This window comes from Methylovulum miyakonense HT12, from assembly GCF_000384075.1.
Taxonomy (GTDB): Bacteria; Pseudomonadota; Gammaproteobacteria; order Methylococcales; family Methylomonadaceae; genus Methylovulum; species Methylovulum miyakonense.
In genome coordinates this window covers 1,647,503-1,666,994 of the sequence record NZ_KB913025.1, presented here as the reverse complement: position 1 = coordinate 1,666,994, position 19,492 = coordinate 1,647,503, and the positions used below count along the sequence as shown (strand labels likewise).

Here is a 19,492-nt window from a genome sequence, read left to right as displayed (position 1 = left end):
TAAAACATTATTGGGCTGCGCCGTTTGGCGCACAGGACAGAGTAAAGTATTAGCCATGAAATTCAAAAAAAATTTTGATGTGATTGTGGTCGGTGGTGGCCACGCGGGCACAGAAGCCGCATTGGCCGCGGCGCGGACGGGGGCGAAGACCTTGTTGCTGACGCAAAACATTGACACCTTGGGGCAGATGAGCTGCAACCCCGCGATAGGCGGTATCGGCAAAGGCCATTTGGTCAAAGAAATAGACGCGCTGGGCGGGATTATGGCGCAGGCCATAGACGTGGGCGGCATCCAGTTCCGCACCTTAAACGCCAGCAAAGGCCCTGCGGTACGGGCGACCCGCGCGCAAGCCGACCGCAAGTTGTATAAACAAGCGATCCGGACTGTTTTGGAAAACCAGCCTAATTTGGCGTTATTCCAACAAACCGTCGCCGACTTGATTGTTGAAAACAACCGCGTCGCGGGCGTGAAAACGCAAATGGGCTTGGATTTTAAAGCCAAGGCGGTGGTATTGACGACCGGCACATTTTTAGGAGGCAAAATCCATATCGGCTTGGAAAATTACAGCGGCGGACGTGCGGGCGACCCGGCGTCGATTGCCTTAGCCGAGCGTTTGCGCGAGTTGCCGTTCCGCATCGACCGCTTAAAAACCGGCACGCCGCCGCGTATAGACGGGCGCACAATAGATTTCAGCCAGCTACAAGAACAGCATGGCGACACGCCCGTGCCCGTGTTTTCCTTCATGGGCACGCGCGAACAGCATCCCCGGCAAATCCCTTGCCATATCACCCGCACTACAGAAAAAACCCACGATATTATCCGTGCGGGCTTAGACCGCTCACCTTTGTATTCCGGCGTGATCGAAGGCATAGGCCCGCGTTATTGCCCGTCGATAGAAGATAAGGTCGTGCGTTTTGCCGACCGTGATTCCCACCAGATTTTTGTCGAGCCGGAAGGCTTGGACACGCACGAAATATACCCGAACGGCATTTCCACCAGTTTGCCGTTTGACGTGCAATATGAATTCGTGCGCTCGATGCCAGGCTTTGAGAATGCCGAAATCATCCGTCCCGGTTATGCGATTGAATATGACTTTTTCGACCCCCGCGACTTGAGAATGTCCTTGGAAACCAAACACATGGATGGTTTGTTTTTCGCAGGGCAAGTCAACGGCACGACGGGCTACGAAGAAGCGGCGGCACAAGGCCTGATTGCAGGCATGAATGCGGCGCGGCAAGTGCTGGGCTTGGAAAGCTGGTGTCCGGCACGGGATGAGGCTTATATCGGCGTGATGATTGATGACCTGATCACACGCGGCACCCAAGAGCCGTACCGCATGTTCACCAGCCGCGCCGAATACCGTTTGCTGTTGCGGGAAGATAACGCCGACTTGCGTCTGACCGAAAAGGGGCGTGAATTGGGCTTGGTGGATGACGCACGTTGGCAAGCGTTTGCCAGCAAACGTGAAGCGGTCACCCGTTTACAGGACACCCTGAAAAAGACCTGGATAAGGGCAGAAAGCGAAGAAGCCTTACAAGTGGAGGCATACTGGGGCAAGCCCTTGTTAAAAGAAGCCAACTTGATGGAATTGTTGCGCCGCCCTGAAGTTGACGTTTTGCAATTGCTGGACTTTTTGCCTGATGGCGGGGAAATCCCTGAAGCGGTCAGCGAACAAGCGGAAATACAGGCAAAATACGCAGGCTATATCGTCAGGCAACAATCCGAAATTGACAAATCCTTGCGCTATGACCATCTGAAACTACCGGAAGGCTTGGATTATCAAGGCATCCCTGGCTTATCGAATGAAGTCAGTGAGAAACTTAGGAGGCAACGCCCTGAAACACTGGGCCAAGCATCACGGATCCAAGGCATCACCCCGGCGGCAATTTCCCTGTTGCTGGTCTATTTAAAGAAGAAATCGGCCTAATGGACAATTGCGAAACAGAACTGCGGGCAGGTTTAAACGAGCTGGGCCTGCCCCTAGAAGCATCCACTATCCAAGCCTTGCTGGCTTTTATTGCCCTGATTGAAAAATGGAACAAAGCTTACAACCTTACCGCCATCCGAAAAAAAGAGGGAATGGTCGGGCTGCATTTGCTGGATAGCTTGGCAATACTGCCGCATTTGCATGGCAAGCGCATTATTGATATTGGCACAGGCGCGGGGCTACCCGGCATTCCGCTGGCAATTTGTTGCCCTGAACGCGAGTTCACCTTGCTCGATAGCAATGCAAAAAAAACCCGCTTCGTGCAACAAGCCGTCTTGGAACTCAAACTTAAAAATGTTACTGTCTGCCACCAGCGCGTGGAAGACTACCGGCCCGCCCAAGGTTTTGACTCCATCCTCACGCGGGCCTTTGCCAGCTTACCGGATATTATTGATATGACAGCACATTTACTGGCGGAACACGGGGTTTTATTAGCCATGAAAGGCCAACAAGCACTGGCGGAATCGGCGCAAACCACCGCCCAAACAACGCTTATTCCGATCAACGTGCCTGGCATTGCCGCCGAAAGATTCCTGATACGGGTAGAAAACGCTAGACCAACAGAGGTAAGCCAGTGGGAAAAATAATTGCCGTAACCAATCAAAAGGGCGGCGTAGGAAAAACAACGACCAGCGTCAATTTAGCCGCTTCATTGGCGGCGGCCAACCGGCGCGTCTTGCTGGTGGATTTGGATCCGCAAGGCAATGCGGCAATGGGCTGTGGCGTTGATAAAGAAAACATCAGCTATTCCAGCTATGATGTGCTGATGGAAGACGTGCCGGTACTGGCGGCCGTTTTGGAGCGGCCTGAGCTAGGCTTTTCGGTCATCCCTGGCAATGCCGACCTAACCGCTGCCGAAGTGCAGCTCATGAACGCTGACCGGAAAGAATTACGGCTACGTGATGCCTTAGCCCAGGTCACCTCAGCGTATGATTACATTTTAATTGACTGCCCACCGTCGTTAAATATGTTGACCTTAAACGCCATGGTTGCGGCCAATAGCTTGTTGATCCCGGTGCAATGCGAATATTACGCGCTGGAGGGGCTGTCCGCCTTGATGACAACCCTGAAAAATATCCAGAACACCGTCAACACCGGGCTGTACCTGGAAGGGATTTTACGCACCATGTTTGATGACCGGAATCGCTTGACCAAAGATGTGTCCGAACAATTGCTCCGTTATTTTGGCGAGCAAGTGTTCCGGACGTGCATCCCCAGAAACATCCGTCTGGCTGAAGCACCCAGCCACGGCCTGCCGATACTGGCCTATGACAAAACCTCGCGCGGCGCCACAGCTTATACAGCCTTAGCCGAAGAAATGATCAACAATGAAAAAAACTAACCACATGACTGATAGAAAACGCGGACTGGGCAGGGGCCTTGAAGTGCTCCTGGCGGATACGCAACCTTTGGACGCCGCACAATCAACATCGGCCAAACCGGCGGCAGCCACCAGCACTTCGGAAGTGGCGCAAACGGCGAGAGGCACGCTACATGACGAACGGCTGCAACTGTTAAAAGAAGCCGAAGCGCTCAGGATACTGATGCTTGAATTTGAACTGATCATGCGCGCCGATTTGCATTGATCACCCTACATGGGCCGGTTCCCGGTTCCATCTAATCGCCTTTATTAAGAACACACAAGTAGCAAGCGATGGCTTTACAAAAACGTGGATTAGGTCGTGGGCTAGATGCTTTATTGGGTGAAGTTGCCAGCAAAGATGCCGGCAAAGAAGCGGAAGATAAAGGCATTGCCGCGGCAAAAAATCAAACCCAACAATTGCCGATAGAATATCTGCAACGCGGCAAATATCAGCCGCGCAAAGACATGAACCCTGAGAAATTGCAGGAACTGGCGGATTCAATCCGGGCGCAAGGCATTATCCAGCCCATCGTTGTGCGCCAACTGGATCTGGAAAAATATGAGATTGTCGCTGGGGAACGCCGCTGGCGTGCCGCGCAATTGGCTGGTTTACAAGAAGTCCCGGTGCTGGTCAGGGAAATCGACGACCGCGCGGCCATGGCGATTGCGTTGATTGAAAACATCCAACGCGAAGACCTCAACCCCTTGGAAGAGGCCGATGCCTTACGCAAACTGCTCGACGAATTTGGCATGACCCATCAGCAAATCGCCGATGCCGTGGGCAGGTCACGCGCCGCCGTCACCAATTTGCTGCGCCTGATCGAACTGAACCCCGAGGTCAAAAAGCTGCTGGTCAACCGGCAATTGGAAATGGGCCATGCCCGCGCCTTATTGTCACTCAATGACAGCCAACAACTCACCATCGCCCAAAAAATCGTCAAAGACGGCCTGTCCGTCCGCGCCGCCGAGCAATTGGTCAAACAATGCCACGCCGAACCCAAAACGCCCGTCGAAAAACACATAGATAACGACACCTTACGTTTGCAGAATGAACTGACCGCCAAACTGGGCGCAAAAGTCGTCATCGACCACAAAGAAAACGGCGGCGGCAAAGTGGTTATCACCTACACCAGCTTGGACGAGTTGGATGGGATTATTGGGCAGATAAAATAATTAATGGTTTGCCCGTCTTACACTATCGCTTTATACAAGCTAATTGCTTGGCTTCCCAACCATGATAGAAAAAACTTTCAAATTTGCATGGATTATCGGCATTGCTTTGTTGCTGCTCTCCTCTAAGACATATGCTACGGGAGATAAAGATTTCTTTGATAGCTTGAAAAACACTTTATACAGTATATCCAACGGCAATGATGATTCCGTCGAATTTACCAACATACCCCAAATTTCTTGCCTACTAGAACAATCTATAGGGCAGGAAAATGTGCAAGCCTTATCCAACCGCCTTTTTAAGGAGACGCCCAGTCTTTTATTGAAGGCTTTAAATGAAGGAGGCGCCATTTTCATCTCTGGCTTTATAGCCCACGTTGCTGATGCTGAGCAAGCTGGTGTATGGATGTCAAAAGATGGCAGGTTTGTGGCAGTCCTCCTAAACGGTGGTGTAAAGCTTGAGGTTTTTGCTAATGATCCCGATTTGGCCGAACACCCACCAAAAGAAATAAAAGGATTATTGGATGAAATAGCGGCTCTTCAGCCTAATAATCAGGCCTTCCAACATCCTGTCCCATCCTTAATTCCTTCGAAATTTGTTTTTCCTAAAGCGTGTCTGGCTGAAGGAGTCACTAAAACCGTGGCAAAATGGACGGCAGCCCATTTAGGAAAAGCCTGCAACGAACATTCAACTTTCATCGATACTCTCGCTGTAGTTCATCCCCTTAAAGAAAAAGCTTTTTTATTCAAAGAACCGATCACCTGTAGTGCCGATTTATGCCCCCAAAAGCAGAATACCTACTTGATCGCGGGAGACTATGTTGAAATAGCTGGCGATAACCAAAATGGATTTGCCTGTATTCGTTATCAAGGCAAAAAATCCACTACGCTAGGCTGGATATCCAAAACGGAATTGCAAGTTTTTGATCGGCGTGAATTGCCGGGTTTTGACGAAACTGGCTATATTGATAAAGTGGAAGATACTCAATGGATGAAATCCATGTTAAAGCTCTCCAAAATTTGGGCGGGGCAGTTGCCCTCTTTAAATGACTGGAAAGGAAAGTGGGTGAGTAACGGCGATTCGCTTTATTACAAAGGAAACTTAACCATCAAAACCCAAGGTAAGTTTTTATATGCGGAGATGGACAAAATGACTGGCTATAATATTGGCAGTTTAGAAGCCCCCCTCCATACCGAAGGACGTCAGGCTTACGCTATAGACAATGAGGTGTTATGTGGTGCGTTTTTCATTCATTTCAATAATGCAATTTATGTCTTAGATAATGGATATTGTGGTGGGCTTGGTGTATCACTTAATGGCGCCTATTTCAGAAAATAGGCCACAAGCAAGTAGCCCGTATGAAGTGATAGCGCAATACGGGATTCAATACCGCATCCTATCCGTATCAAGACCATGCTTGAAAACTTCTTGCTATATTTATGTAATGAAATACGGCATGTCGCTATGTTCCCCGTATTGCACTATCGCCCCATACGGGCTACCCATCATTAAAATAGACGATTGTTAATAGTAGAGCCACCATGCCAACCCTACTCCACCACCTGCTCACCGAAACCCAAACCATCAGCCCCGATGCCGTAGCTATCGTCCATAAAAAAGCCTCATGGACTTACACCCAACTTAACAACCTTGTCCAGCAACAAGCCCGCGCCCTGCAAGCCCTGAATTTGCAGCCGCAGCAACGGGTTGCGGTGTATCTGCCGAAACAAATCGAAACCGTCAGCAGTTTTTTGGCGGTTAGCCTAGCGGGCGGCGTGTTCGTCCCCGTCAATCCGGTGCTAAAGGCGGCGCAAGTCGGCTATATCCTGGGCAACTGTAACGTCAATATCCTGGTCACCTCAAAAAACCGCTTGCCGGGGCTTGCCGGGATATTGGCGGAATGCCCGGATTTGCATACCGTCGTCATCACCGAAGCGGAAGATACGGGCTACGAAGCCGTTGCGGGCAAAAGCGTTATAAGCTGGCAGCGGTTTATGGCGAATGCGGCAAACACCTTACCAACACCGCCAACCATAGACACCGACATGGCGGCGATACTGTATACGTCCGGCAGCACGGGCAAACCCAAAGGCGTGGTGATTTCACACCGGAACTTGATTGCAGGCGCGGTCAGCGTCAGCGACTATTTGTCGATCACCGCCGCCGACCGTTTGCTGGCGGTGTTGCCGTTCAGTTTTGACTACGGCCTCAACCAACTCACCACGGCTTTGCTGAAAGGCGCGGCCTGCGTGTTGTTGGATTATCTGTTGCCACGGGATGTTGTCGTTGCCTTGGCAACTTACCAGATCACGGGGCTGGCCGCCGTGCCGCCGCTGTGGGCGCAATTGGCGAACGTCACTTGGCCTGAGGGCATCAACGGGCATTTGCGCTACCTGACCAATTCCGGCGGCAAAATGCCCAGAGCCATCCTGACCAACATCCGCGCCAAAGTGCCGGACAGCCGTTTTTTCCTGATGTATGGCCTGACCGAAGCGTTCCGATCCACTTATTTGCCGCCGGAACAAATCGACCTGCGCCCTGATTCCATCGGCAAGGCCATCCCGAATGCGGAAATTTTAGTGGTGCGCGAAGACGGCAGTTTGTGCGACGCGCACGAGGCCGGCGAGCTGGTGCACCGCGGTTCGCTGGTGGCGATGGGGTATTGGAATGACCCCGCCACCACTTCGGCGCGTTTCAAACCCGCGCCGGGGCAGTTGCCGCAATTGCCCTTGACCGAAATCGCCGTGTGGTCTGGGGACACCGTGACTAGGGATGAAGAAGGTTATTTGTATTTTGTCGGGCGTAAGGACGATATGATTAAAACGTCCGGCTACCGCGTCAGCCCCACCGAAATTGAAGAAGTGGTGTATGCCTCAGGGCTAGTCAAGGAAGCCGCCGCGCTGGGCATAGAGCACGGCAGTTTAGGGCAAGCGGTGGTTGTGGTAGTCAGTGTGGAAGCGCCCGAAAACTTTGATGGGCAATCTGTTATCACCGCCTGCAAAGAGCAGCTGCCCAATTTTATGGTACCTGCAAAAATTCTGGTATTGCCGGTTTTACCGAAAAACCCCAATGGTAAAATTGACCGCAAAGCCCTCACGGAACAATTCGCCACACTTTTCCAAACCAATCCATGAACACAAGCAGCCCCCAACACACACCCATGACGCAATTCGCCGTTGCCAACAACGAATTGCTAATCGGAGGCATTCCGTTATCGCGCCTAGCCCAACGGGTCGGCAGCACCCCCTTTTATGCCTATGACCGGCAAGTGATGGCCCAACGTGTGCACGGGCTACGCCAACACATGCCGCCGGATTTGAAAATCCATTACGCGATGAAGGCCAACCCTATGCCTGCGGTAGTCCAGCACATGGCCAGTATTGTCGATGGTTTTGACCTGGCTTCTGCCGGGGAAATGAAAGTGGCGCTCGACACCACCATGCCCCCCGAAAACATCAGCATGGCGGGCCCAGGCAAACGTCCGGCGGAACTGCGGCAAGCGATTGCGGCGGGCATTACCATCCATATTGAGTCTTCTCACGAATTGGAAACCATCGCGCAACTGTCCCAACAAACGGGCCATCAAGCCCATGTCGCTGTCCGTATCAATCCCGCGTTTGAACTGAAAGCCTCCGGCATGAAAATGGGCGGCGGCTCCAAACCATTCGGCATTGACGAAGAATTGCTGCCCGACGCATTAAACCGCATCAAAGAGCTGGAGCTGGACTTCAAAGGCTTCCATATCTACAGCGGGTCACAAAACCTTAAAGCCGAAGCGATTATCGAGGCACAGCAAAAAAGCATCGCCTTAGCCATGCAATTATCCAAGCATTGCCCTAACCCCATCAAAAAACTCAATATTGGCGGGGGCTACGGCATCCCCTATTTTCCCGGAGAGGCCCGCTTGGACACCCAAGCCATTGGTGACGCACTTGCCGGGCCCATGGCTGAATTCAAGTCCGCCAACCCGGAAGCGGAAATCATCATAGAATTAGGGCGTTATTTGGTGGGCGAAGCGGGTGTTTATGTCTGTGAAGTGATTGATAAAAAAATCTCCCGTGGCCAAACCTACTTGGTGGCCAATGGCGGCCTGCACCATCACCTTGCCGCTTCCGGTAACTTCGGGCAAGTCATACGCAAAAATTACCCCATTGCCATCGGCAATAAAATGCACAGCGATGCGCAAGAAATTGTCAATATCGTCGGCCCTTTATGCACGCCGCTTGACATTCTCGCCGATAAAATGCTGCTGCCCGTCGCCGAAATCGGTGATTTGATCGTAGTTTACCAATCCGGCGCATACGGCTACACCGCTAGCCCCAGGGATTTTTTAAGCCAGCCTAAAACGGAAGAAGTTTTGGTATAGCTAAAGGCCTATGGGCTAAAATCCATCACTTTTTTTAGAAATACCCTAAAATGCCCCAAACACAAGCGAGTTAATTTATGCTACAAGTCGCCAAAAACATTTACCAATACCGCGAACTGATTTCTGAACTTGCCTGGAAAAACATCATCGTCCGCTACAAGCAATCCTATCTTGGCATTGTGTGGGCCGTGCTAAAGCCCTTGATGCTGATGCTGATATTTACCTTGGTCAGAAGTTTTGTCGGCATCGAAACCGGGGACATCCCTTATCCCGTCCTCACTTTTGCCGCGCTAATCCCTTGGGTCTTTTTTCAGGAATCGACATCCGAAGGCGTCATCAGCGTGACCAGCAACGCCCCGCTGATCAAAAAAATCTATTTCCCCCGGGAAGTCTTCCCCTTGACAGCCATGGCGACCAAACTGGTGGAGCTGGTCATCAGCTTGGCAATCCTGGCCATTATGATGGCTTATTACCATTTGCTGCCCAGCATTTATGCCTTATGGATACCCGCCATCATCGCGTACGCGATGATAGTCGCACTGACCATCAGTTTTTTCGGGGCGGCACTGAATGTTTATTACCGCGACATTGCGCAGGCCTTGCCGGTAGGGCTGTCCCTTTTAATGTACGGCTCCCCGGTGATGTACCCCCTTGCCTTAGTCCATAAGAAACTGATTGTCGAACAAGCCGCAGGCGAATGGTCAAACACGCTATACACAATTTATACCCTCAACCCATTGGCGGGCATCATCGACAGTTTCCAACGCGTCCTATTCAAAAATTTACCACCTGATTTTAATGCCCTTTATCCTGGCGCCATTTTGATAGTGGCTATCCTGCCTTTTAGCTATCTATTTTTTAAACGCGCAGAAAACTGGTTTGCCGACGTCATTTGATAGGCCACATTCCGTCTTTTTATTGCCTTAACCATCCGTTAACCCCTACAGCAATCATGTCCATCATAGAAGTTAAGCACCTGACCAAAGAATACCAGCTTGGTCATATCGCCAGCCTAAAAGAAACCGCATTGAACGGGTTAAGGCTCCTGACCGGGAAAGGCACGCACAAAAAAGAGCCATTTAAAGCCCTTGATGATGTCCATTTTTCTATCGAAGAAGGCGAAGTCGTCGGGATCATTGGCCACAATGGCGCAGGCAAAAGCACCTTGCTGAAACATCTGGCCAATATCAGCAAACCCACTAAAGGGCAAGTGATTGTCCGTGGCAACGTCGCCCCATTGATCGAGGTAGGCGCAGGCGTCAGCCCGGAGCTGACCGGCCGGGAAAACATTTTCTTAAATGCGGCGATCTTAGGCATACCCAAGAAAACCATCATGCAGAAACTTGATGAAATCATTGATTTTGCGGAAATAGAAGAATTTATTGACACCCCCGTCAAACGCTATAGCTCCGGCATGACCGTTAAGTTAGGCTTTTCGATTGCCACGAGCATGGATGCCGACATTTTGATTGTTGATGAGGTGTTGGCGGTAGGCGACCTTGCTTTCCAACGCAAATGTTTTGACCGGATGGAAAGCCTGATCAAAAAGCAAGGAAAAACAGTCCTGTTAGTGAGCCACAATATCCGGCAAGTTGAGCACTTATGTAGCCGGGTGTTATTGATGGACCATGGGCACTTGTTAATGGACGGCGACCCCAAAACCGTCTGCAACCAGTTCTATTCGCTTAGCGAACGGCAAATCAAAAATACCCAGGACAGCAACAGCAAATTACGGCAAAACGTTTTGTCCTCCAATGACATTGACTTAGTGTCTATCGAAGCCTTTGACGGGCAAGGGCTTGCAACATCGTCGGTACAATATTTTGAAGACGTTGAATTCCGGCTAACCTTCAACGTGAAAAATCGGTTGCCAAAACCCGTATTTGGTTTTGGTTTCCATACCACCGACATGCTCTACCTTGCCACCATGCAAAGCATTAACGCCCTTGAGTGCGAAGAATTAATGCCAGGCACCCATCAAGTCCAGTTTAAGGTAAGCCGCTTCCCCTTCTTGCCAGGCATCTACTCGATCAGGATCGGGGTGGTATTGGGGGAATTTTTCCATCCTGTCTTTTATGCCGAAAATTTGTTCCCCATACAAGTCACCGCACCCAATATTAGCCGCTCAATAAACTCCGGCTCCAACGAAGGCTTCATAGGGCTAGACGTGACGTGGAGCCTCATATCATAAAGCGCCCCCCAAACAACCTGATTTTCTTGTCGAACGGTACCGCAGCGGGGACGCTCCGTTTGGTGGGGCAAACGGGAGCCAAACACGTTACCGCATAACCTCAGTAACCCTCATAACAACACCCGAAACTTAGGCGGACAGATGATGGAAGGGAATTACAATGTGCACCAAGATGACCGTACCAACCGTCATCCGCAGCTTGTTGTCTATTCGTTAGATACAGAAGAGCGTGCTTGCGCGATTATCCGGATTATCGCCCCGTTTCTGGCAAAGGGTTGGGATGTCACCTGGGCCGTCAAAAAAACCGGGGCAGGTTTTTCAACTGACTTGGAGGCCTTGGGACAAGCGGACCTTGTTATTATCCAACGCCATTTCCCGGCGGTCTTCACTGAACAGGCCTTAAAGAAAATCATTGCCCAAAACGTGCCCATTGTTTATGACTTGGATGATATGTTTTTGGACATCTCCCCTTCCCACCCCCATTACAAAGCCTTAAATGAAAGGGCCCCTTATATCAAATGGATGTTGAATGAAGCCGATGCCATAACGGTATCCACCTTAACATTACAAAAATCCCTAGGCAAACACACCCGCCGCCCCATTCATGTCCAGCCCAACTTAGTGGATTGGAGCTGGTTTTATGCCCGACCAAGGCCACATACCGCGCCATTCAACCTATTGGTTTCAGGCACCCCGACCCATCAAAGCGATTGGCAAATTATTGAAGAACCTTTGGCAGAAATACTTAACACTTACACACAAGTGAAAGCGATATTTTTTGGGGAATTGCCCGCAAGGTTTGCCAACCACCCTTCGGTACGGCTGATTGGCTTCCTGCCCGGTTACCGGGAATACGCCGACCAGCTAAAAGGTTTGGATGTCCACCTCGCCCTAGTCCCTCTGGAAGACACGCCCTTTAACCACTGCAAAAGCAACATAAAATGGCTGGAATATTCGGCGGCAGGCATCCCTGGCATTTACAGCGACATCACCCCTTATCGGGACTCTATCACGCACGGCAAAACCGGTTTGCTGGTGGCAAACACCTCCGAGGATTGGTTTACGGCCATAAGCGGGCTATTGGCAAACCCTAACCTTGCGCTTGCGCTAGTTGAAAATGCCCAAACTGAAGCCTATCGGAAATATGCCATCGAAATGGCAGGCGAAGGCTTTATCGCTTTGTTTGGGCAATACCTACATGGCAAGCATGATCACCCATTTTTGTCAGGCCTGCCGAGCCTTCCCGTCCGCTTGAAAAAGCGGATGGCCTGGCGTTTAGCAGACTTTCTGGACAAATACGTCCTCTGGCGCTTCAACAAGTAATCCAGCCTATGCACGACCTAAAACAACATCTAACACAGGCATTTTTATTGCCGTTTAGGGCGGCAATATGAACAATATCACTGCCCGCGCACAACCCAGCGTCGCCGTTTTTTCACCTGATAAAGAAACTCACGCGTGCGCCGTCATTCGGATTATTGCACCGTTGTTGGCCCAAAACTGGCAGGTCATTTGGGCGGCGAACCAAAACCACTTATCCCCTTGGTACGATCTTGATGCGGCCCGGCGTGCGGATTTAATTATTATCCAAAGGCACTTCCCGTCGGTGTCCACCGCAAAAATATTACGGAAAATAATAGGCCTTAAGATCCCTTTGGTTTATGACCTTGATGATATGTTTCTCGATGTCCCGGCCTCCCATCCAAATTACCAGCGATTAAAAGGGCATTCGCCTTATATAAAATGGATATTGAATGAAGCCGACTTGATTACCGTTTCCACCGAAGGCTTGCAAAACTCACTTCAGAAGCACACCCCCCGCCCAATACGGGTAAAACCCAATCTTGTGGACTGGGGCTTGTTTGCCGCGCAACCCAGGCCAGCCAATGACCAATTCAATTTTCTAATATCCGGGACCCCAACGCATAGGAAAGACTGGGCGCTCATCGAAGAGCCGCTCCTAGAAGTTTTGCACAAGCACCCTAACGTAAACGCCGTGTTTTTTGGGGAATTGCCAAAAAGGTTTTCTAATTGCGCCTCGGCCCGGTTCATTGATTTTCAGCGGGACTATCAGCGTTATGCCTCATCCTTAAAAAAACTCGATGTCCACGCCGCGCTAACCCCGCTTGAAGACACGCCCTTTAACCGCTGCAAAAGCAATATAAAATGGCTGGAATATTCGGCGGCAGGAATAGCGGGAATTTTTAGCGATATGGCGCCGTACAGCTCATCCGTCAGGAATGGCGAAACCGGGCTGTTGGTAAAGGACTCGGCTGACGCCTGGTTGATGTCCATGGAACACTTATTGGCCAACCCTAGTGCAACATCAGCGATGGTTGAAAACGCACGGCAAGAAGTGTTTGGGCGATATTCCGTTGAAAACGGATCTGGCCAGTTCGTTGAAGCGTTTCAGGGATTGCTAGGGCAACCCCATGAGCCCAGCTTGCTTTCTGAATTACCCAAGTTTGCCAACCGCCTCCAGGCGCGTACCCACGAAGTTTTGGACATATCCGCATTTCTGGATAAATATGTTTTATGGCGGTTTAACCGTAAATAGCAGGAAGCATCCATGCCGCCCCTTCAGGCTGTTCCCGACAAAACTTGCGGTGCCCGGCGGCGAATGGGGACAAAAACGGGTTACTGCGTAACGTCAGTTAACATAATTTAATGGGTGATAATTAATGCATAAGCCGCTAGTTTCTATTTGTATACCTACTTATAATGGTGAAACGTTTATCCGGCAGGCCATTGAATCTGCGCTACAGCAAACTTATAGGCCCTTAGAAATCATTGTTTCCGATGATGCTTCCACTGACAATACGCTGGCTATTATTACCGGCTTACTGGCCGAAAAAACGGACATCCCTATAACGGTCTTCCACCACACGCCTTGCGGGATAGGGGCCAATTGGAATTACTCCATTGCCCAGGCTAAAGGTGAATTTATCAAGTTCCTGTTCCAGGATGATTTGTTAAAGCCCGAGTGCATAAAGTCAATGATGGACTTGCTTGAAACAGACCAAGAAATAGGCATGGTTTTTTGTAAAAGGGAAATCCTGATTGAAGGGGATCATGGCAAGCATAAAGACTGGCTGGCGCAATATAAGGATTTACAATCCGGGTGGACAACAATTGCCCCCATCCAACACGGGAGAGCCTTATTAAAGGACATAAAATTTTTATCCCATCCCAATAACAAAGTCGGTGAACCTACCGTGGTTTTATTAAGGAAATCCGTTTTCGATAAAATTGGCTATTTCAACACCGACCTAAAGCAAGCCTTGGATTATGAGTTTTGGTACCGGGTATTCAAGCACTTCAAAGTGGGCTACCTAAACGCTGAATTGGCGGCTTTCCGGTTGCATGAGCATCAAGCCACGGCCAAAAACAATAAAACCGCCATTTCAGATTATCAAGACTACCCTAAGCTGGTATACAAACACTTGTTTTGGTGCCTGCACCGGTCATTAAAAAAAGAATTGTTCCTTGAATATAATTTGTTGGGTAGGTTTTTAAAGAAACTGACCCATCAAGGCTAAAAGCCACCTTATACCACCCACTAACTTATTGATCATACGCTTAAAGCCAGATGAAAATATACGCAGTCGTCGTCACCTATAATGGCGCCCCTTGGATTGAAAAATGCCTTGATAGCCTGGCCCGCAGCAGCATTCCTGTCACCACATTAGCGATTGATAATGCCTCGGCCGATGGCACCCCCGGACAAATCAAAACCCGCTTCCCTGGCGTTGAGTTAATTGAGACGGGGTCAAACCTAGGTTTTGGCAAAGCCAATAACCTAGGGCTGTTAAAGGCCTTGGAAAACGATGCCGATTATGTGTTCCTTTTGAACCAAGATGCTTGGATAGAGCCCGACACCATTGCAAAATTAATCGAGGTTAGCCAGCAAAGGCCTGAGTTTGGCATCCTAAGCCCGCTGCACATGAACGGGGCCGGTACGGCTTTAGACCTCAATTTTTCTTATTATGTAAGCCCAGGGGCCTGCCCTAAACTCATTTCGGATTGGGTCACCGACAACCTTAAACCCATTTATGAAACCCAATTTGTCAATGCGGCGGCTTGGCTGATAAGCCGCCAGTGCTTAACCAAAGTAGGCGGATTTGACCCCATTTTCCCCCACTACGGTGAGGATGATGATTACTTGAACCGCACCTTATACCATGGCCTAAAAATTGGCATAGTCCCCCACACAAAAATATATCACGACCGTATGGGTGACGCTTTCGGCCAATTGGATTGGGACACTAACCGCCTATTCATTAACAATATTGTCCGGCTTAAAACCTATCCCAATTCATTTATGTTTAACCTTGTGACCGTTGTCAAAGAGCAACTGGACATCCTTAGCTATCTGCTGTTGCTAAGGGACTTCAGCAAATTTATCCCTAGACTGGAAGCATTGGTCAAAGCCTTATTGATGATACGCCGTATCAAAAAGGCAAAAGACTATTTTGCAGTAGAGGGGGCCGCCATTTTGACTACGGAAAAAAAATAACCGCCCAACCCCTACCGCCTTTCTAAATCCCAAAATATTTGTGGCCACAACAGGGGAAACCCACCTTAGCCCCGCACCTCACAACATATTTTCATGAGCAGCAAAAATGACCACCAAAACTCCTGCAATCAGCATCGTAGTACCTGTTTTTAACCTTGAAGACTATGTCACTGTCGCGCTTGACTCCATACTCGCCCAAGAAAATTACAGTAACTTTGAAATCCTCGTCATTGACGACCATTCAACTGACAACACCCTCGCTGTCATTAACGGGTACGCCCAAAAAGACGCCCGGATTAAGGTGCTGGCAAACCAGCGCAAGAAAGGCGTTGCCGGCGCCAGAAACACCGGCTTTGACCATGCGCAGGGCGACTGGATTGCTTTTTTGGATGCCGATGACACCTGGGAAACCAACAACCTCTCCTCTTTAAGTTCCGCATTAAACGAATACCCTAATGCGGACATCATCATTTCTGACCGATATGAAATTGTTAACCAAGGCGACAAGGAATTGCTGAGCGAAACGGATCCGGTCTGGCATAAATATTTTAATGCGGCCAATAAAACAGGCGGCCTATTGCGGCTTGATAATCCAATCCGCATCTTTTTTGAAGAGGGCGTGCTAATGCGCACGGGCACTTGTTTGATCAGAAAAGCGCTGGTCGGGCGAGTTGGCTATTGTGATGAAGAACTAAAGGCCGCCGTTGACATGTCTTGGTTTTTCAAATTGGCGGCGCATGTCGATTATATGGTCTATGTGCCCAGACCCTTGATGACGTACTTACATAGGTCAGGGAGCTTGACCCGCACCATCCCTTTTGGTTTTTACGGTGTCATTGCTTATAAAAAAATGCTCCAATCGCCTGAATTTAAGCTTTATAAAAACCACATTAGGCAACAAGTCGCCTTATGGTCACTCGATAAAACGTATTTCTACCGAAAAAATAACAACAAGCTAAAAGCAATCCATGCCGCTTTTGAAGCCGTTTTGTTTGATTTTACCAAACCCGAACACTGGAAAAACCTATTAGCATCCCTTTTGCTGCGTTAAGGATGGCCGGATTGTGACTATGACCCACGAAGTGCTCGTTTACGTTAGCGTCCTAAACTGGAACAAGGCATCAACGACCTTGGCCTGCCTTGAACATTTGTTTAAGGCAAAGTTACCCCCCCATTTAACGATGAAGGTCTTTGTTGTCGATAACGGCTCAAGGCAAGAGGACTGGGGCCATTTATCAGAAAATATCAACAACCCGCTGGCCACCGTTATCCGTTTAGAGCAAAACCTAGGTTTCTGTGGCGGGCACAACATTGTCATGCAGCGTGCGATTGATGATGCGGCTGATTATGTTTGGCTGGTCAACAACGATGGCGTCCCTTTACCCGAAACCCTGGCCAACCTAGCCAGCCTGGCCGGGCGCACCCCCTCTTGTGGCGCGGTTTCCCCCTTAATCGTCGGGCTTGATGACAAAGACCGGATAGACTTTTGTGGGGCTTACCATGATTGGAAAAAGCTGATGCCGACTTATTTTGACAACGTGGAGGAAGTTGGCAACGCCATGGCAATGCCTGGCACGGAGCTCTGGTTGGTGGGTGCGGCCGTTCTATTTAAGGTTAAGGCCATTAAACAGATTGGCTTGCTTGACGAAACGTTTTTTGCTTACTATGAAGATAACGATATAAGCGCAAGGTTGCTGGCGGCCGGATGGCGGAACATCGTCGATGCCAATGCCCGGTTCCAACATGAAATACCTAACACGCGCCCCCCGTATTTTTATTATTTAATGGCAAGAAACGCATGTTTCTTTTGGTCAAGGCACACGCCAAAGCCTTACCGGCGTTTTATGTGGTTACGGCTACTTGAGAGGGCGGTGTTTTCAGCGAATAAGCTGTTATATGGCGGGGAGGCTAAAAATAAAGCGGACGCCTGTCTCTTGGGCGGGCTAGATGGCTTGCTGGGCCACGGCGGTGCGCCTGACCTCAACCGGAAAGTGCCTTGGTTTATGGTATTGCTTAGAAAAATGCTATGGTTTTACCACATCCGCCATATCAACCATGACGATATCCCAATCAATAGCGGCGCGGAAACCCCGTAATGGCCAGACGGGACAAAGCGATTGTGTAACCCGCCGGACTTGGCAAATTGTTAACCTAGGATACTTATGACCCCCCCTCAGTTTCGTGTTCTTGTCCTGGATGCGGACATGATCTCGTGTTTGAGCATCGTCCGTTCGTTGGCCAAACATCATATCGTTTGTGATATTGCCGCCAGCGCAGGCCTAAGAAAACCCCTTACGGAGTATTCGCGCCATGTCAATAAGGTTTTTGAACACCCTGACCCCTTGACGGAAGCGGAAGCCTTTATTGACTTTATCGGCCGGCACTTGCAACAGCACGCTTATGATTTGGTCATCCCCGTTACCGAACGCAGCTTAGTGCCGTTAGCCACCACCGATAAATTGGCGCAATGGACGCCCATTTTGGCCATCGCCCCCAGGGCCAGCTTAAACAAGGTATTGGACAAACATGAAACCATGAAGCTGGCGGTGCAGTGCGGGGTTTCGGTACCGTCCAGTTATGCCGTTGATTCCGTTGACGGCATCCATGGCTTATTGCCTAAATTAAATTTTCCGGTTGTGTTAAAGCCAGGCAGATCTATCCCGAATGGCGGCACCCGCAAGCAATTGAGCGTCGCTTACGCCTTTAGCGAAACCGAATTGCTGGGCTTAGGTGCGGAGTTGCTCGCACATGGCCAGTTATTGCTCCAAGAATATAGCCAAGGCGTGGGCACGGGCATTGAACTCTTGGCCGACCACGGCGAAATTGTTTATGCCTTCCAGCATCAACGTTTGCATGAAGTGCCATTGACCGGGGGGGGCAGTTGTTTCCGTAAAAGCGTTGCCTTGGAGCCTGTCTTGTTGGCGGCGGCAGGGCGTTTAATCAAAGCCCTGCAATGGCACGGCGTGGCGATGGTCGAGTTTAAATGGCAGGCGGATACCGGGCAGTACGCGCTGATGGAAATTAACGGGCGTTTTTGGGGGTCGCTGCCCTTGGCTTGTGCGGCTGGCGCAGATTTTCCATGGCTGTTATTTCAGTTATGGGTCATGAAGCAACGCCCGCCATCGGCGCATTACCAGGACAATATGTATTGCCGCAAACTGGGGAATGACATTTACTGGTATGAACAAGTCATCAGGCGCTCGGAGGAGCCACGCCTGTTTGCTTACCCCGGCACATGGCAACTGCTAAAGGATGCCTTGTGGGCATTGCACCCCACGCGCCATGCATTTGATGTGCAACAATGGCGCGACCCGCTGCCCGGGCTAATGGACCTGATACAAATCGCCAGGGACTACCACCAACGTTTTTCAGGTTTGCTTTACCTTAAATGGCAGCATAAGAAACATCGCTCGACCGCCATGCAAAAACGCCTCGCCAAACAGCTCAAGCTAGCCAACAAAGTGCTGTTCCTCTGTTATGGGAACATAAACCGAAGCGCGGCGGCACAAGTCCTGGCTGAAAAATTGCTGGCAAACGGCAAGCTGGGCTTCAATTCAGCAGGGTTCCATGGGGTCGCGGGGCGTCCGGCTGACGCCAATATGGTGAAAATTGCTGCCGGGCAGGGTTTTGACATGTCCCATTGCCAGTCCAAAACCGTTGACAAAACGATGGTTTCGCAAGTTGACCTTATTTTTGTAATGGAAGTGCAGCAGCTTGAACGGTTAAAAAAGGAGTTTCCAGAAACCGCCCGGAAAACTTTTTTATTGGGCACATTGACGGCCGAGCAGCCGGACAACGTGGAAATTGCGGATCCGTACGATAAAGATTTCGCCGTGTATGAAACGTGTTTCAAGAGGCTGGCCTCGGCCATCCGCCGACTGGGTCAAATGGCCTGAGG

General features: G+C 50.1%; 17 protein-coding genes. All 17 read left to right on the top strand.

The genetic code is table 11. The features are described 5' to 3' along the window. Nucleotides 1-55: 55 nt before the first annotated feature. The 17 genes from mnmG (at nucleotide 56) to METMI_RS0108680 (ending at nucleotide 19,490) form a co-directional block, all read left to right on the top strand. Nucleotides 56-1,927, top strand: a complete 1,872-nt coding sequence (gene mnmG / locus METMI_RS0108760) for a tRNA uridine-5-carboxymethylaminomethyl(34) synthesis enzyme MnmG (RefSeq protein WP_019865904.1) — start codon at nucleotides 56-58, stop codon at nucleotides 1,925-1,927. Further along, entirely contained in the window at nucleotides 1,927-2,574 is a 648-nt protein-coding gene (rsmG, locus tag METMI_RS0108755) for a 16S rRNA (guanine(527)-N(7))-methyltransferase RsmG (protein WP_019865903.1), read from the top strand. Before mnmG ends, rsmG begins: the two co-directional genes overlap by 1 nt. Then, complete coding sequence (locus METMI_RS0108750; RefSeq protein WP_019865902.1) at nucleotides 2,562-3,329, top strand: ParA family protein; 768 nt, start codon at nucleotides 2,562-2,564, stop codon at nucleotides 3,327-3,329. Before rsmG ends, METMI_RS0108750 begins: the two co-directional genes overlap by 13 nt. Continuing rightward, on the top strand, nucleotides 3,316-3,573 hold the full coding sequence (locus METMI_RS0108745) for a hypothetical protein (RefSeq protein WP_019865901.1): 258 nt from the start codon (nucleotides 3,316-3,318) through the stop codon (nucleotides 3,571-3,573). Before METMI_RS0108750 ends, METMI_RS0108745 begins: the two co-directional genes overlap by 14 nt. 68 nt (nucleotides 3,574-3,641) lie before the next feature. After that, the gene (locus METMI_RS0108740; protein WP_019865900.1) at nucleotides 3,642-4,523 is read left to right on the top strand and encodes a ParB/RepB/Spo0J family partition protein; all 882 of its coding nucleotides are present in this window, start codon (nucleotides 3,642-3,644) and stop codon (nucleotides 4,521-4,523) included. A 61-nt stretch (nucleotides 4,524-4,584) separates the two neighbouring features. Then, complete coding sequence (locus tag METMI_RS0108735) at nucleotides 4,585-5,859, top strand: hypothetical protein (RefSeq protein WP_019865899.1); 1,275 nt, start codon at nucleotides 4,585-4,587, stop codon at nucleotides 5,857-5,859. A gap of 203 nt (nucleotides 5,860-6,062) precedes the next feature. Then, nucleotides 6,063-7,655 carry an acyl-CoA ligase (AMP-forming), exosortase A system-associated gene (locus tag METMI_RS0108730; RefSeq protein ID WP_019865898.1) on the top strand — a complete coding sequence of 531 codons (1,593 nt, stop codon included), beginning with the start codon at nucleotides 6,063-6,065 and terminating at the stop codon, nucleotides 7,653-7,655. Then, nucleotides 7,652-8,887 carry a pyridoxal-dependent decarboxylase, exosortase A system-associated gene (locus METMI_RS0108725; RefSeq protein WP_019865897.1) on the top strand — a complete coding sequence of 412 codons (1,236 nt, stop codon included), beginning with the start codon at nucleotides 7,652-7,654 and terminating at the stop codon, nucleotides 8,885-8,887. Before METMI_RS0108730 ends, METMI_RS0108725 begins: the two co-directional genes overlap by 4 nt. 77 nt (nucleotides 8,888-8,964) lie before the next feature. Beyond that, on the top strand, nucleotides 8,965-9,783 hold the full coding sequence (locus tag METMI_RS0108720) for an ABC transporter permease (RefSeq protein ID WP_019865896.1): 819 nt from the start codon (nucleotides 8,965-8,967) through the stop codon (nucleotides 9,781-9,783). 56 nt (nucleotides 9,784-9,839) lie between these two features. Beyond that, nucleotides 9,840-11,078 carry an ABC transporter ATP-binding protein gene (locus METMI_RS0108715; protein WP_019865895.1) on the top strand — a complete coding sequence of 413 codons (1,239 nt, stop codon included), beginning with the start codon at nucleotides 9,840-9,842 and terminating at the stop codon, nucleotides 11,076-11,078. 141 nt (nucleotides 11,079-11,219) lie between these two features. Next, nucleotides 11,220-12,401 (top strand): glycosyltransferase, encoded by a 1,182-nt coding sequence (locus METMI_RS0108710; RefSeq protein WP_029151570.1) that lies wholly within the window; start codon nucleotides 11,220-11,222, stop codon nucleotides 12,399-12,401. 67 nt (nucleotides 12,402-12,468) lie between these two features. Then, nucleotides 12,469-13,635, top strand: coding sequence for a glycosyltransferase family protein (locus tag METMI_RS0108705; protein ID WP_029151569.1), 1,167 nt, complete (start codon nucleotides 12,469-12,471; stop codon nucleotides 13,633-13,635). Between the two features lie 124 nt (nucleotides 13,636-13,759). Further along, nucleotides 13,760-14,617 (top strand): glycosyltransferase family 2 protein, encoded by an 858-nt coding sequence (locus METMI_RS23520; RefSeq protein ID WP_019865894.1) that lies wholly within the window; start codon nucleotides 13,760-13,762, stop codon nucleotides 14,615-14,617. Nucleotides 14,618-14,667: 50 nt separating this feature from the next. Continuing rightward, on the top strand, nucleotides 14,668-15,594 hold the full coding sequence (locus tag METMI_RS23515; RefSeq protein WP_019865893.1) for a glycosyltransferase family 2 protein: 927 nt from the start codon (nucleotides 14,668-14,670) through the stop codon (nucleotides 15,592-15,594). A 106-nt stretch (nucleotides 15,595-15,700) separates the two neighbouring features. After that, entirely contained in the window at nucleotides 15,701-16,645 is a 945-nt protein-coding gene (locus METMI_RS25410) for a glycosyltransferase family 2 protein (protein WP_019865892.1), read from the top strand. Nucleotides 16,646-16,664: 19 nt separating this feature from the next. Further along, nucleotides 16,665-17,690, top strand: a complete 1,026-nt coding sequence (locus tag METMI_RS0108685; protein ID WP_029151568.1) for a glycosyltransferase family 2 protein — start codon at nucleotides 16,665-16,667, stop codon at nucleotides 17,688-17,690. Between the two features lie 66 nt (nucleotides 17,691-17,756). Next, nucleotides 17,757-19,490 (top strand): arsenate reductase/protein-tyrosine-phosphatase family protein, encoded by a 1,734-nt coding sequence (locus METMI_RS0108680; protein ID WP_083930238.1) that lies wholly within the window; start codon nucleotides 17,757-17,759, stop codon nucleotides 19,488-19,490. Nucleotides 19,491-19,492 lie beyond the last annotated feature (2 nt).

What these genes read in the sequence shown, in the direction of transcription:
- mnmG (WP_019865904.1), top strand. Translation starts at nt 56, where the DNA reads ATGAAATTCAAAAAAAATTTTGATGTGATTGTGGTCGGTGGTGGCCAC.
- rsmG (WP_019865903.1), top strand. Translation starts at nt 1,927, where the DNA reads ATGGACAATTGCGAAACAGAACTGCGGGCAGGTTTAAACGAGCTGGGC.
- METMI_RS0108745 (WP_019865901.1), top strand. Translation starts at nt 3,316, where the DNA reads ATGAAAAAAACTAACCACATGACTGATAGAAAACGCGGACTGGGCAGG.
- METMI_RS0108740 (WP_019865900.1), top strand. Translation starts at nt 3,642, where the DNA reads ATGGCTTTACAAAAACGTGGATTAGGTCGTGGGCTAGATGCTTTATTG.
- METMI_RS0108735 (WP_019865899.1), top strand. Translation starts at nt 4,585, where the DNA reads ATGATAGAAAAAACTTTCAAATTTGCATGGATTATCGGCATTGCTTTG.
- METMI_RS0108730 (WP_019865898.1), top strand. Translation starts at nt 6,063, where the DNA reads ATGCCAACCCTACTCCACCACCTGCTCACCGAAACCCAAACCATCAGC.
- METMI_RS0108725 (WP_019865897.1), top strand. Translation starts at nt 7,652, where the DNA reads ATGAACACAAGCAGCCCCCAACACACACCCATGACGCAATTCGCCGTT.
- METMI_RS0108720 (WP_019865896.1), top strand. Translation starts at nt 8,965, where the DNA reads ATGCTACAAGTCGCCAAAAACATTTACCAATACCGCGAACTGATTTCT.
- METMI_RS0108715 (WP_019865895.1), top strand. Translation starts at nt 9,840, where the DNA reads ATGTCCATCATAGAAGTTAAGCACCTGACCAAAGAATACCAGCTTGGT.
- METMI_RS0108710 (WP_029151570.1), top strand. Translation starts at nt 11,220, where the DNA reads ATGATGGAAGGGAATTACAATGTGCACCAAGATGACCGTACCAACCGT.
- METMI_RS0108705 (WP_029151569.1), top strand. Translation starts at nt 12,469, where the DNA reads ATGAACAATATCACTGCCCGCGCACAACCCAGCGTCGCCGTTTTTTCA.
- METMI_RS23520 (WP_019865894.1), top strand. Translation starts at nt 13,760, where the DNA reads ATGCATAAGCCGCTAGTTTCTATTTGTATACCTACTTATAATGGTGAA.
- METMI_RS23515 (WP_019865893.1), top strand. Translation starts at nt 14,668, where the DNA reads ATGAAAATATACGCAGTCGTCGTCACCTATAATGGCGCCCCTTGGATT.
- METMI_RS25410 (WP_019865892.1), top strand. Translation starts at nt 15,701, where the DNA reads ATGACCACCAAAACTCCTGCAATCAGCATCGTAGTACCTGTTTTTAAC.
- METMI_RS0108685 (WP_029151568.1), top strand. Translation starts at nt 16,665, where the DNA reads ATGACCCACGAAGTGCTCGTTTACGTTAGCGTCCTAAACTGGAACAAG.
- METMI_RS0108680 (WP_083930238.1), top strand. Translation starts at nt 17,757, where the DNA reads ATGACCCCCCCTCAGTTTCGTGTTCTTGTCCTGGATGCGGACATGATC.